Source organism: Streptococcus urinalis 2285-97 (genome assembly GCF_000188055.2).
GTDB classification, from domain to species: domain Bacteria; phylum Bacillota; class Bacilli; order Lactobacillales; family Streptococcaceae; genus Streptococcus; species Streptococcus urinalis.
In genome coordinates this window covers 1,701,257-1,715,708 of the sequence record NZ_AEUZ02000001.1, presented here as the reverse complement: position 1 = coordinate 1,715,708, position 14,452 = coordinate 1,701,257, and the positions used below count along the sequence as shown (strand labels likewise).

Below are 14,452 nucleotides of genomic sequence, written 5' to 3'. Positions count from 1 at the left end.
GTCAATGAAAAAGCTCCCTACTTGTAGGGAGCTATTTTTATTTTTTCCTCAAGCATTTTTAAAGACTTATCAATGAGAGGTCTATGGCTTATTATTGGTAGGCAATTTCGATTTTTTAAAAAGGATACTTTTACGTTTATTGTAAGATAAGTAGACTAAGTGACTTATATTTTATTTTCTATTTGAAGGAGTTTTAACAATGACAAAATATATTTTTGTGACAGGTGGTGTTGTCTCATCTATCGGTAAAGGTATCGTTGCAGCCAGTCTTGGTCGATTATTGAAAAACCGTGGTTTAAAAGTAACGATTCAAAAATTTGATCCTTATATCAATATTGACCCAGGAACAATGAGCCCATACCAACATGGTGAAGTTTATGTTACTGATGATGGTGCTGAAACTGACTTAGACTTGGGTCACTATGAACGTTTTATTGATATTAATTTAAATAAATACTCAAATGTGACAACAGGAAAAATTTATAGTGAAGTTCTTCGAAAAGAACGTAAAGGTGAATACTTAGGCGCAACGGTTCAAGTTATTCCACATATCACAGACGCTTTAAAAGAAAAAATCAAACGTGCAGCAACAACGACTGATTCTGATGTTATCATTACTGAAGTTGGTGGGACAGTAGGTGATATTGAAAGTTTGCCATTTTTAGAGGCACTTCGTCAAATGAAAGCAGATGTCGGTTCTGACAATGTGATGTACATTCATACCACATTATTACCTTATTTAAAAGCTGCTGGTGAAATGAAAACAAAACCAACCCAACATTCTGTTAAAGAATTACGTGGTTTAGGGATTCAACCTAACATGCTTGTTATCAGAACAGAACAACCTGTTGAACAAAATGTTAAAAACAAATTAGCTCAATTTTGTGATGTTAATCCTGAAGCTGTGATTGAGTCTCGTGATGTTGAACATTTGTATCAAATTCCGCTTAATATGCAAGCGCAAGGAATGGATCAAATTGTCTGTGATCACCTAAAACTTGATGTGCCAAAAGCAGATATGACTGAGTGGACTCAAATGGTTGATAAAGTCATGAACTTGAAGAAAACAACTAAGATTGCCTTGGTTGGTAAATATGTTGAGCTTCCAGATGCTTACCTATCAGTTGTTGAAGCATTGAAACACTCAGGATATGTAAATGATTCTGCAATTGACTTAAACTGGGTTAATGCTAATGATGTCACTGAAAAAAATGTCGCTGACCTATTAGGAGATGTAGACGGTATCATTGTACCTGGTGGATTTGGTCATCGTGGAACAGAAGGTAAAATTCAAGCCATTCATTATGCGCGTGAAAATGATGTTCCAATGTTGGGTATCTGCTTGGGTATGCAATTAACATGTGTTGAATTTGCTAGAAATGTATTAGGACTTGAAAATGCTAATTCATCAGAATTAGATCCTGAAACGAAATACCCTGTTATTGATATCATGCGTGACCAAATTGATATTGAAGATATGGGTGGAACGTTGAGACTTGGCCTTTACCCATGTAAATTAAAACAAGGCTCAAAAGCTGCTGCAGCATATGATAATCAAGAAGTCGTGCAACGACGTCATCGTCATCGTTACGAGTTTAATACAAAATTCCGTGAACAATTTGAAGAGGCTGGCTTTGTCTTCTCAGGTGTTTCACCAGATAATCGTTTGATGGAAATTGTGGAATTACCAGATAAGAAATTCTTTGTGGCTGCCCAATACCATCCAGAATTACAAAGCCGTCCAAATCGTCCCGAAGAACTTTACACTGCTTTTGTAACTGCAGCTGTTGAAAATAAAGCATAGTCTTTTTAGAAAAAATATTTACTTGTATGCCAAAACACATCCATGTATAATATTTTTTAGAGGTAGTCTATGATTTCATTATTTTTACCCTTGCTTGAACGCGTAGGATTAATAATTTTGTTGGCTAATCTATTAATGATTAGCCCTTTTTATAAGAAAATGATGTCTCAAAGAGACAATTTAAAAGTTCGTTGGGTATTGATACTCACTTTTAGTTTTTTTGCGATTATCAGTAACTTTACGGGTGTCCTTGTCAATGCACCTTCTAATCCTGGTAGTGGTGGTTTAGTGACATTATCGTCTCATACATCAATAGCTAATACAAGAACCTTAACAATAGGGATGTCAGGATTGATTGGAGGACCATTTGTTGGTTTCTTTGTTGGTTTGATATCGGGGACGGTCCGTTGGTTACAAGGAGGAAGTGCACCGTACACCTATTTTATTTCTTCCATTTTGATTGGTTTGTTTTCTGGTCTTCTTGGCAGGATAAGTCTCAAGAAAAAAAGTTATCCTAGTATTTGGCAGGGGAGTTTATGTGGCGCATTGATGGAAATTATCCAGATGCTTTGCATATCTCTTTTTATGCCCGATAAGACACAAGCACTGTCGCTGATTCAAACGATAGCTATTCCTATGGTTTTTGTTAATGCTTTAGGTACTGGTATTTTTCTTTCTATTATTGTTGGAACATTAAAGCAAGAAGAAAGTACAAAAGCTGTTCAGACACATGACGTGTTGGAATTGGCCAATAAAACACTGCCTTATTTTAGACAGGGATTGACTCCTGAATCAGCCCAAAAAGCAGCGACAGAAATCAAACGATTTATGAGAGTCTCCGCAGTTAGCGTCACTAATACAAAATCCATACTAGCTCATGTTGGTGCGGCTAGTGATCATCATATTCCTTCCAAAAAAATCATTACAGACTTATCCAAAGAGGTCATTGAAACTGGGAAAATTCATGTCGTCAAACACAAAGAAGAAATTGGTTGCCATTATCCTAATTGTCCACTAGCTGCAGCCATCGTTGTTCCTTTATATGTCAAAAATAAAGTTGCTGGAACATTTAAGCTCTACTTTACAGATCCAGATGATTTGACCTATGTGGAGGAACAATTGGCAAGTGGGTTAGGCAATATTTTTTCAAGTCAACTGGAACTGGGTGAAATGGCTATTGAACAGGGATTACTAAAAGATGTTGAGATAAAGTCTTTGCAAGCTCAGGTCAACCCACATTTTCTATTTAATGCTATAAATACCATATCAGCTTTAATAAGAATTGATAGTGAAAAGGCTCGATACCTCCTTTTACAACTAAGTCACTATTTCCGTTCAAATCTGACAAGTACGCGTCAAAAGACCATTACAGTTGAAGAAGAGGTTAGTCATTTAAAGGCTTATTTGACTATTGAGCAAGCCAGATTTCCAAATCGTTATCAAGTTGATTTGGACATTCCTGAAAAGCTACAAGGAGCTTATCTACCACCTTTTGTCATGCAAGTTCTCGTTGAAAATGCCTTAAAACATGCTTTTATTAGTCGAAAAACAGATAATAAAGTTATTGTAAAAATGCTCTCAGAGCATAATCAACTTAAGCTTCAAGTTATGGATAATGGGAATGGCATTTCCAAAGACATTTTACCAAAATTAGGAAAAGAAGTTATTACCTCCTCAAAAGGGACAGGGTCTGCTCTAGAAAACTTGAACAGACGACTAGTAAGCTTGTATGGTGATAAAGCTGGATTTAACGTATCATCATCAGAAAAAGGGACTCAATTTGAGATTCTGATGCCACTACAAATGAAAGAGCAGGTTGAATAATGAAAGTTGGAATTATTGATGACGAACCTTTAGCACGTATGGAATTATCTTATCTGCTAAAGCAAACTAGTCAGGTTTCTGAGATTTTTGAAGGGGATTCCATCGAAGAAGCTTTTCAATTAATATTGGTGCATCAGCCAGATTTACTTTTTTTAGATATTCATTTGACGGATGAAAGTGGATTGGATTTGGCAAATAAGTTAAGTGAAGTTCCCAATGCACCGTTAATTATTTTTGCAACTGCTTATGATAATCATGCTGTGGAAGCATTTGAGGTCAATGCTTTAGATTACGTGTTAAAACCTTTTGAACAAGAAAGAATAAATCGTGCTATTGAAAAGGCTGCTAATGCTCTAGAGCAAAAACGACCAATTGAACATTCAGAAAAAAAGGAACAATCAAGTGGTAAATTAACAATTGAAACTGATGAACGCATCTACTTAGTTGCCTATAAGGATATTTACTATTGTGAAGTTCAAGGAAAAGAAACAACCATTTATACTAAAAAAGGTCGATTTACCTGTCATTCCACTCTGTCTTCAATTGAAAAGTTACTACCATATAGTACTTTTTTTAAGGTACACCGTGCTTTTATCATTAACCAAGATGAAATCAAGGAAATTCAACCTTGGTTTAATCACACTTATCAAGTGACAATGGTTAATGATGGGAAAGTTCCCGTTAGTCGATCTTATCTAAAAGAATTTAAAGAGCGATTGGGCTTGTAGATGCATTTTATGTTATTGAGATAGTATTTCATACCAAAATGAATGCGCTTTATTCCAAAAAGAACCTTTTCAGGTTCTTTTTTTCTATAATAAAGTCATCAAAGCAAAAGAAAAAGGAGTAAGCATCATGAAAAAGACATACTCAACTATCTATCAAACGGTTGTTATTGGAACAATTGTTCTAATCTCAAAAGTTATTGAACACTTGTTACCATTTATTATGCCAGCATCTGTTATTGGTTTGGTTCTTATGTTTTTGGCCTTATCTTTTAACATCATTAAGTTAGAACAAGTTGAACGTGTTGGTGATAGCTTAGTTAATAACATTGGTTTGTTTTTTGTTCCAGCGGGAGTTTCTGTTATCAATTCACTTGGACTTCTAAAAGCACATTTTATTTTAGATATGATTCTAATATTTGCATCAACCATAATCTTACTAGTAGCAACTGGTTGGATGACACAAGTGATTTTGCAATTTGAACCCAAATCATTTTTCAAATCAAAAAATGCTTACAACTATAAAGACTCAGTAAAATCACAAAAAGGTATGGCTACTAATCAAGCCTATATAAAATAAAAAAGGTAAGGAGAGATTACGATGGATGCATTTGTAGCTATTTTAAAAGAATCACCTATTTTTGGAGTTCTACTCTCAGTTGGAACATTCTTCATTGGACAATTATTGTTTAAAATGACTAAAGGATTCTTCTTATTTGCACCTTTATTTGTCGCAATGGTACTAGGGATTGCTACTTTAAAAGCGACTGGTATTTCATTTGCGGATTACAATAAAGGTGGTCAAGTCATCAGTTTCTTCCTTGAACCAGCAACCATTTGTTTTGCTATTCCCCTTTATCGTAAAAGAGAAGTCTTGAAAAAATACTGGCTCCAAATTTTAGGTGGCATAACATTAGGCAGTGTGATTGCAGTCTATGGTATTTATTTCATCTCAACACTTCTCCACCTTGGTAGAATTGTAACAGCTTCAATGCTTCCTCAGGCAGCAACAACAGCTATTGCAATGCCAACTTCAGTTGCTTTAGGTGGTTCTGGTGAATTAACATCATTAGCCTGTATTCTTAATGGGGTTATCATTTACGCACTTGCCAAACCTCTTATCAATCTCTTCAAAATCAATGATCCGATTGCAAGAGGACTTGCTCTTGGAACTGCAGGCCATGCTTTAGGTGTTTCAGCAGCTCAAGAGTTTGGTCAAGTTGAAGAGTCAATGGGTTCAATTGCACTCGTTATTGTTGGTGTTATTGTCTCAGTGGTGGTTCCAATGTTAAGTGGTATCCTCTTATAAAAAAGCCCCCAAGGGCTTTTTTTGCTATTGCTTTTTTTAAAAAATTATGTGACAATATTTTTTATGAAAAAGATTCGATTATCAAAGTATTTTGTAACACTTTTGGTGCTAGTGTTGGGATTGAGTGTTGGTGCTAGCTTTTATTTTTTCCATGTAGCTCAAGTAAGGGCTGAAAAAAGTTTTATTTCTAATGGTCAACGCTCAAAAAATGATCCTTTGTATTCTTACGATCAAGCTTTTGATAACCTTCCAAAGACCACAAAAAAAATGACTAACCAAGGCTTAAAACAAGTAGCTTGGTATGTTCCGGCAGCAAAAAAGTCTAATAAAACAGCTATTATCGTTCACGGTTTTGCTAATAGTAAAGCTAATATGAAAGCTTATGCTTGGATGTACCATCAAATGGGATATAATGTTTTGATGCCAGATAATATGGCTCATGGTCAAAGCCAGGGTAGTCTAATCGGTTATGGTTGGAATGATCGTCTTAATGTCATCAAATGGACAAAACTTTTAGCTAAAGATCATCCTAATGATCAGATTACTTGGTTTGGTCTATCTATGGGAGCAGCAACAGTAATGATGGCTAGTGGTGAAAACGTACCTAAACAAGTCTCTGCTATTGTTGAAGATTGTGGTTATTCAAGTGTCTGGGATGAACTCAAATTTCAGGCAAAAGAAATGTATCATTTACCAGCTTTTCCAATTTTATATGAAGTTTCATTACTTTCCAAGATAAGAGCAGGTTTTTCTTATAAAGAAGCAAGCTCTGTTAAACAATTGGGCAAAAATAAAATTCCTATGCTCTTTATTCACGGCAGTAAAGATGATTTTGTACCAACCAGCATGGTCTATGATAGTTATCATGCGACCAAAGGTCCTAAAGGATTATACATAGTCAAAGGAGCAAAGCATGCAAGGTCATTTCAAACAAAACCTAAGGCTTATCAAGAACACATAGAGCGCTTTTTAAGAAAATATGTAAAATAATATTGACACTATTCTACTTAGTTGATATAATAAGTGATGTTGCTAAGGAATAGGCGGAAATGGCGGAATTGGCAGACGCGCAGGACTAAGGATCCTGTGACCGCTTTAGGTCGTGGGGGTTCAAGTCCCCCTTTCCGCAAACAGAGTTAGTCATTGGGCTAGCTCTTTTTTTTTACAAAAAAAATAAAAACCAATAAATTGATTTTTATTTTTGAACTTGTTGAGGTGCCATTGCGTTGAGAATATTGTATTTCTTTTGAAGGTAATAGCGAAGTGCAAATGCGATACCACCAATAATAATTAAAGCAATAGCAGGTAATTTAGGGTTTAAGACGGCTGGTAAGAGCGCTGATGCTGAGAAGATGAGAATCCATGCTGCCATAGCCAAGACAAGATAACCAATAATTTTATACCAACGTGGTCTTTGATCTTTTGGCTTACCCATATGTCTATAAACAAAATAATAGGTTAGGTACATAGATGCACCACCACCAAAACCTAAAGCAAGTAACGATAAGAGACCAGTTTGTGATCCATTGTTACCAAAAAGAGACATTAGGCCATTTAATAATGCAACAAATCCAGTAAAGAGAAGTGATGTGTCTAACCACATTAACCAAGGATTGTCATTTTTAGGTTGTTCTTGTTTATTGGCTTCAATTGTTTTAGCTGTAAATTGGCTTGCCCAAGTTGTTGGAGCACCTAAAAAACTGCGAGCAGGAATTCCTTTTTTCTGATTTTCGATAATATCAGGAAGTACAGCTTCTAGGATGCTTTTAATTTCTTGATCTGTTTTTCCATCTTGGATGAGATAGTGTGTCGCAATGTTGACAAAATCTTGATTTTTTCTTGTTAATTCTTGAATATTCATAAAATCCTCTTTGATTTCTTGGCTTAGAACCAATTTTTTCTGATAAAATATACGACTACTGAAGATGATCCGATTACGGCTAATAAAACAATTACCCAAAAAGCATTTTCTAACCCGTTAAATGGCATGGTATTATTTTTAAAGTTCATACCATAGGCAGAAAAGATAACTGTTGGAACATTTAAAGCCATTGTCATCAAGGCTAAAGTTTTCATAATGGTGTTCTGGTTATTATTAATAATAGAAGCAGTTGTTTCAGTCATTGCATTTAAGACATTTTCATAGATACCTGCCATCTCAATGGCCTGTTGGGTCTCGATCAGTGTGTCTTCTAGTAAATCTTCATCTTCAATATATTTTTTTAAAGAGCTGGAACTACTGGATAATTTTTTGACAATCCGCTCGTTGAATTTTAGCGATGCTTTAAGATAGACAATGGATTTTACCAACTCCATCATATCAATGAGTTCTTCGTTTCGGGTAGCGGCTTCAAGTTGTGCTTCCAAGCGATCACTTTGTCTGTCAATTGTCCTCAAGGCACTAAGGAAAAGCTCAGCATTTCGATATAAGAGTTGGAAAACAAAGCGTGTTTTCATAAAAGTGTAGAAATTTTTAACGCGTTTATTGAAAAAATGATCAAATAAGGTTAATTCTTGTAAACAAGTCGTGATTACCGCATTTTCAGTAACAATAATGCCTAAAGGTATTGTGACATAGTATGTCTTACTGTTACGCTCTTCATAAGTCGGAACGTCGACAATGATAAGTGTATAATCATCTTCAATTGCAATACGAGATGTTTCTTCCACATCGAGAGGTGCTCTTAAGTCAGAGATATCAATATCAAACTCTTGGGCAACAGCAGTCGTTTCTTCCTGGGAGGGGGTTACCAAGTTTACCCAAGCGCCTGGCTCAAAGGTACTGATTTCTTTGAATTCTAATGCTGAAGACAAAAACATTTGTCTCATGCTTATACCCTCCTTTGTCGTTGTTATTCTTGTGATATTTGAGAAAATGTCAAATAGTTACTCAAATGAATCATACTGTACTATTATACTATAAATGTTGATTTTTTGGACAACTGATTTATCTAAAATTTTGGTATAATGTAATCATTATTAATTAGGGAGGCGCGTGTCGCTAGCTATGCAAGATAAATTAACCATTCGTGGGGCCAGAGCCCATAATTTAAAAAATATTGATGTCGAAATTCCCAGAGATAAATTGGTTGTTGTGACAGGTTTGTCAGGGTCTGGAAAATCTAGCTTAGCCTTTGACACCATCTATGCCGAAGGACAAAGACGTTATGTTGAGAGTTTGTCAGCCTATGCTAGACAATTTTTAGGTAATGTTGAAAAAACAGACGTTGATTCGATAGATGGCTTAAGTCCAGCCATCTCTATTGACCAAAAAACAACTAGTAAAAATCCTAGATCAACAGTTGGAACGGTTACTGAGATTAATGACTATCTCAGACTCTTTTATGCGCGTGTAGGAACACCATACTGTATTCATGGTCATGGTCCGATTACGGCATCTTCTGTAGAGCAAATCGTGGATAATGTCCTACAACTTCCAGAACGAACAAGAATGCAAATTCTTGCCCCGATCGTTAGAAGAAAAAAAGGACAACACAAAACGATTTTTGAAAAAATTCAAAAAGATGGCTATGTCAGAGTTCGTGTCGATGGTGATATTTTTGATGTCGCTGAAGTTCCAGAACTTTCTAAAACCAAGATGCATAATATTGGAGTCGTTGTTGACCGACTTGTCAATAAAGATGGGATTAGAAGTCGTCTTTTTGATTCCATCGAAGCTGCATTAAGACTTGGTGATGGTTATGTGATTATTGACACCATGGATGGCAATGAACTGTTATTTTCTGAGCATTATGCTTGTCCAGTTTGTGGTTTTACAGTTCCAGAATTGGAACCAAGACTATTCTCTTTCAATGCACCATTTGGGTCTTGTCCAACTTGTGATGGTTTAGGGATGAATCTAGAAGTGGATAAGGATTTAGTTGTACCAGATCCGTCAAAAACACTTAGAGAAGGGGCTATTGCACCTTGGAATCCAATCTCATCAAATTATTATCCTCAAATGCTAGAGCAAGCCATGCTTCATTTTGGAATAGATATGGATAGGCCATACGAAGAATTGAGTGAAGAAGACCAAGACCTTATTTTAAATGGTTCTGATGGAAAAGAATTTCATTTTCACTACATTAATGATTTTGGTGGAGAACGCGATATTGACATTCCATTTGAAGGTATTCTGACAAATATTAATCGTCGTTATCATGAAACAAATAGTGATTTCACTAGAAACGTGATGCGTGGTTACATGAATGAATTGGTTTGTCCAGAATGTCATGGGTATCGCTTAAATGAACAAGCACTCTCTGTAAAAATTGGTGGTGAAAAAGGTCTAAACATTGGTCAACTCTCTGAATTATCAATCGCTGATCACTTGGAATGGTTAAATCAATTACAACTGACAGATAATGAAAACACGATTGCAAAACCAATTGTTAAAGAAATTGGAGACCGCTTAACATTCTTAAATAATGTTGGCTTAAATTACCTCACTCTATCACGCGCAGCTGGAACATTGTCTGGTGGTGAAAGCCAACGTATTAGACTAGCAACGCAAATTGGATCAAACTTATCAGGTGTTCTTTATGTACTGGATGAACCATCTATTGGACTGCATCAAAGGGATAATGATCGTTTAATTGAGAGTCTTAAGAAGATGCGTGACTTAGGAAACACCTTAATCGTGGTTGAACATGATGAGGACACAATGATGCAAGCTGATTGGTTAATTGATGTTGGACCTGGTGCCGGTGCATTTGGTGGCGAGATTATCGCCTCAGGAACGCCCAAACAAGTTTCAAAAGTAAAAAAATCAATTACTGGACAGTATCTGTCAGGTAAGAAAGCTATCCCAGTACCAGAAGAAAGACGAAAAGGAAATGGCCGTTTTATTGAACTAAAAGGAGCATCAGAACACAATCTTCAATCAGTTGATGTCAAGTTTCCACTTGGTAAGTTTATTGCTGTGACAGGTGTATCAGGGTCTGGTAAATCAACCTTAGTAAATAGTATTTTGAAAAAGGTCATCGCTCAAAAATTAAATCGTAATTCAGAAAAACCTGGTAAATATAAATCTATTACTGGTATTGAACATTTAGATCGCCTTATTGATATTGATCAAAGTCCGATAGGAAGGACACCTCGTTCTAATCCAGCTACCTACACCGGTGTTTTTGATGATATTCGTGATTTATTTGCACAAACGAATGAAGCTAAAATCAGAGGGTACAAAAAAGGACGTTTCTCATTTAATGTTAAAGGTGGACGGTGTGAAGCTTGTTCGGGAGATGGTATTATCAAGATTGAAATGCATTTCCTACCAGATGTTTATGTCCCTTGCGAGGTTTGTCATGGAACAAGGTATAATTCAGGGACATTAGAAGTTCGCTACAAGGATAAAAATATTTCTGAAGTATTGGACATGACAGTAAGTGATGCCTTAGAATTCTTTGCGTCAATTCCAAAAATTGCACGAAAAATTCAAACCATAAAAGATGTTGGCTTGGGTTATGTGACATTAGGCCAACCAGCGACAACCTTATCAGGTGGAGAAGCACAACGTATGAAACTAGCTTCTGAACTTCATAAACGTTCTACGGGTAAGAGTTTTTACATTTTAGATGAACCGACAACTGGACTCCATACAGATGATATAGCGAGATTATTAAAAGTTCTGGAGCGCTTTGTTGATGATGGCAATACTGTCTTAGTCATTGAACATAATTTAGATGTCATCAAATCGGCAGATCATATCATTGATTTAGGACCTGAAGGTGGTGTTGGTGGTGGAACTATTATCGCCACTGGAACACCAGAAGAAGTTGCTAAAAATCCTGATAGTTTTACGGGTCACTATCTAAAAATGAAACTATAAAAACACCAAGCTTATTATAAAGCTTGGTGTTTCTATTTGCATAATGGCTTATGTTAGTGTCAATTAAATTAGTGGAAAAATCAGAAAATTTTCAAAATTGTATTGACATTAGAATTTGACTTGTTATAATGGAAAGAACATCCCAGTAAATGGGGCTTTTAGGAGGTATGCAAATGGATGCACAATTTTCCCATGTTTCACCCAAGGCTTTCTTTTTTAGAGTCTTAAATGGTACAGCACTTGGGATTATTATTGGATTAATTCCAAATGCCATCTTAGCAACTATTTTGCAATACTTTCCTGGATTTACCTTAGGAACTAACTTAATCACTGTTGTCAAAATCTTTCAACTAGCAACGCCTCTGATTATTGGTGCCATCATTTCGCACCAATTTAAATTAGATTCGCTTCGGAGTATGACTGTTGCTGGAGCAGCATTTGTTGGCTCTGGTGTTATTACCCGAAACAGTCAAACTTATTTTGATAAGGCAGGGAAAGCAGCTACTTTGTTGATTGGTAATGGACAAGGAAATATCACTAATACCATGTTAACAGCTACGGTAGCAATTTTAATGATCAAATGGGTAAAAAAACGTTTTGGTTCTGCAGAATTGGTTTTGATACCGCTTGTTATTGGTAGTTTGGCTGGACTTATTGGACTTTATACCCTTCCAAGTGTTAGTTTTATTACGCTTGCTATTGGCGATATCATTAATTATTTCACAACGCTTCAACCTTTCCTTATGAGTATGCTTATTACTTGTATGTTCGCGGTACTGATTATTACTCCTGTATCTACGGTGTCATTAGGGATTGCGGTAGGACTTTTTGGACTCGCAGCAGGTGCTTCAACAATGGGTGTAGCAAGTACAACTTTAGTACTTATCGTTCATTCATGGAAAACGAATAATTCAGGTGTGACACTTGGGATTGCAATGGGATCTATGAAGATGATGATGCCAAATCTCTTCAAATACCCGATTATTCTCTGCCCAATTTTAACAACGGCAATGGTTTCAAGTTTGTCTGTGCCAATTTTTCATATTACAGGAACCCCAGCTTCTGCAGGATTTGGACTTGTCGGTATGGTAGGACCTTTAGCAGGACTTAAAGCTGGAAATTCATTAGTTGAGACACTATTAGCTTGGTTAGTTATCCCTACAGTTTCAGCAATTGTTTCTTACGTCGTATTTGATAAAATGGTTAACCTTTATCAAACTCATATTGCTTTTAAATACCAAGAAGCTGAATAATAAGTAATGTAGAATACCTAAAACTTCCACTATTTTATTGAAGATAATGGAAGTTTTTTGGTAAAATAAGTTAATTAATAAAGACAAATACGGAGGTAATCATGAATTCTAGAGTGAGTCGTTTTGAAAAAAAGTTAAGCCATTCAGATTTAGATGCTTTTTTGGTGACTGGTCAAAACAATATTTATTATCTGACTGGATTTTGGGGGACAGAAAGCACTGTTTTTATTTCTCAAAACAGACGTATTTTTATGACAGATGCTCGTTATACATTGATTGCTAAAGAAGTGGTTAAGGATTTTGAGATTATTGAAACGCGTCAAGCTTTGGCTGAAGTCATTAAGATCATCAATAATGATCACCTTAATAGGATTGGTTTTGATAGTCAGGTTTCATATGCTTTTTTTGAACAATTGAAACAATTGGACTCAACCATTCACTGGTTACCTCAGACTAACTTTGTAGAAGAATTACGTGTGATTAAAGATAAAGAAGAGATAGAAACAATTAAACAAGCTTGTCAAATATCCGATAAAGCCTTTATTGATGTTCTTGATTTTATCAAGCCAGGTCAGACAACTGAGTTACAAGTGGCTAACTTTTTAGATTTTCGAATGCGTGAGTATGGAGCATCAGGGATTTCCTTTGAGACGATTTCTGCATCAGGATTTCGTTCTGCTATGCCTCATGGCGTTGCTAGTCAAAAAGTGATTGCGTCAGGAGAGACATTAACTCTAGACTTCGGTTGTTATTACAAGCATTATGTTAGTGATATGACAAGAACCATTCACATTGGTAATGTAACGGATAAGGAACGTGAAATTTATCAAATTACTTTAAATGCCAATCAAGCACTGATTGAAAAGACAAAAGCAGGTTTGTCTTTTAAAAATTACGATGCTATTCCTCGAAAGGTGATTACTGATGCTGGTTATGGTCAGTATTTCACACATGGGATTGGTCACGGAATTGGTCTTGATATTCATGAGGAACCTTATTTTAACAAACCTGATAACAAACTTGAAGCTAATATGGTAATTACCGATGAACCTGGTATATATCTGGACAATCAATTTGGTGTTAGAATAGAAGATGATTTATTGGTAACTGAAGACGGTTGTGAAATTCTAACACTTGCTCCAAAAGAACTAATCGTCATCAAATAGCAAGGATAAAGGAGAAAAAGATGTCTAAACGTCTATCGTGGCAAGATTATTTTATGGCTAATGCAGAGCTCATCTCAAAACGTTCAACTTGTGATAGAGCCTTTGTTGGTGCTGTTCTAGTTAAGAATAATCGTATCATTGCAACAGGCTATAATGGAGGAGTTTCAGATACTGATAATTGTAATGAAGCAGGCCATTACATGGAAGAAGGACATTGTATTAGAACGGTCCACGCTGAAATGAATGCTTTAATCCAATGTGCTAAAGAAGGCATTTCTACGGATGGAACAGAAATTTATGTAACACATTTTCCCTGCCTCAATTGTACCAAGGCTCTCTTACAAGCTGGAATCAAGAAAATTACATATAAAGCTAACTATAGACCACATCCATTAGCTATCGAGTTAATGGATAAAAAAGGTGTTGCCTATGTACAGCATGATGTCCCCGTAATTACATTAGGAGAAAAATAAAAAGAGTAGTCTATGGACTACTTTTTTTGATTATTCTAATAAAATTATCTGTTTTAGAAATATTTAAA

The 14,452-nt window shown here is 35.8% G+C and carries 12 protein-coding genes and 1 tRNA gene; 11 read left to right on the top strand and 2 right to left on the bottom strand.

Features of this window, described 5'->3' with window-relative positions; translation table 11 throughout:
• Positions 1-199: 199 nt before the first annotated feature.
• The 7 genes from pyrG to STRUR_RS08715 all read left to right on the top strand — a co-directional run bounded on the left by pyrG (position 200) and on the right by STRUR_RS08715 (position 6,791).
• Entirely contained in the window at positions 200-1,804 is a 1,605-nt protein-coding gene (gene pyrG, locus STRUR_RS08745) for a CTP synthase (RefSeq protein WP_006739714.1), read from the top strand.
• Between the two features lie 69 nt (positions 1,805-1,873).
• The gene (locus STRUR_RS08740; RefSeq protein WP_006739046.1) at positions 1,874-3,628 is read left to right on the top strand and encodes a sensor histidine kinase; all 1,755 of its coding nucleotides are present in this window, start codon (positions 1,874-1,876) and stop codon (positions 3,626-3,628) included.
• Positions 3,628-4,356: a LytR/AlgR family response regulator transcription factor gene (locus STRUR_RS08735; protein ID WP_006739589.1), complete on the top strand. Its 729-nt coding sequence runs from the start codon at positions 3,628-3,630 to the stop codon at positions 4,354-4,356. The genes STRUR_RS08740 and STRUR_RS08735 overlap by 1 nt, the downstream gene beginning before the upstream one ends.
• 127 nt (positions 4,357-4,483) lie before the next feature.
• A complete protein-coding gene (lrgA, locus tag STRUR_RS08730; RefSeq protein ID WP_006739100.1) occupies positions 4,484-4,933 on the top strand; it encodes an antiholin-like murein hydrolase modulator LrgA in 450 nt (149 codons plus the stop codon).
• Positions 4,934-4,954: 21 nt separating this feature from the next.
• Entirely contained in the window at positions 4,955-5,662 is a 708-nt protein-coding gene (lrgB, locus tag STRUR_RS08725; protein ID WP_006740285.1) for an antiholin-like protein LrgB, read from the top strand.
• A gap of 63 nt (positions 5,663-5,725) precedes the next feature.
• A complete protein-coding gene (locus tag STRUR_RS08720; RefSeq protein WP_006740172.1) occupies positions 5,726-6,652 on the top strand; it encodes an alpha/beta hydrolase in 927 nt (308 codons plus the stop codon).
• A gap of 53 nt (positions 6,653-6,705) precedes the next feature.
• Positions 6,706-6,791 (top strand) — tRNA-Leu (locus STRUR_RS08715).
• A gap of 66 nt (positions 6,792-6,857) precedes the next feature.
• Here STRUR_RS08715 and STRUR_RS08710 read toward each other — a convergent pair.
• Positions 6,858-7,523, bottom strand: coding sequence for a DUF1129 domain-containing protein (locus STRUR_RS08710; protein ID WP_006738492.1), 666 nt, complete (start codon positions 7,521-7,523; stop codon positions 6,858-6,860).
• Between the two features lie 23 nt (positions 7,524-7,546).
• Positions 7,547-8,491 (bottom strand): magnesium transporter CorA family protein, encoded by a 945-nt coding sequence (locus STRUR_RS08705; protein WP_006738931.1) that lies wholly within the window; start codon positions 8,489-8,491, stop codon positions 7,547-7,549.
• Between the two features lie 178 nt (positions 8,492-8,669).
• On the opposite strand from STRUR_RS08705, the gene uvrA reads away from it, so the two are divergent.
• The 4 genes from uvrA to STRUR_RS08685 all read left to right on the top strand — a co-directional run bounded on the left by uvrA (position 8,670) and on the right by STRUR_RS08685 (position 14,384).
• Positions 8,670-11,492 (top strand): excinuclease ABC subunit UvrA, encoded by a 2,823-nt coding sequence (uvrA, locus tag STRUR_RS08700; protein ID WP_006739981.1) that lies wholly within the window; start codon positions 8,670-8,672, stop codon positions 11,490-11,492.
• Between the two features lie 173 nt (positions 11,493-11,665).
• On the top strand, positions 11,666-12,745 hold the full coding sequence (locus STRUR_RS08695; protein ID WP_006740421.1) for a PTS sugar transporter subunit IIC: 1,080 nt from the start codon (positions 11,666-11,668) through the stop codon (positions 12,743-12,745).
• A 101-nt stretch (positions 12,746-12,846) separates the two neighbouring features.
• Positions 12,847-13,911 (top strand): M24 family metallopeptidase, encoded by a 1,065-nt coding sequence (locus STRUR_RS08690; RefSeq protein WP_006739970.1) that lies wholly within the window; start codon positions 12,847-12,849, stop codon positions 13,909-13,911.
• 20 nt (positions 13,912-13,931) lie between these two features.
• Complete coding sequence (locus STRUR_RS08685; RefSeq protein WP_006740342.1) at positions 13,932-14,384, top strand: deoxycytidylate deaminase; 453 nt, start codon at positions 13,932-13,934, stop codon at positions 14,382-14,384.
• Positions 14,385-14,452: the final 68 nt, after the last annotated feature.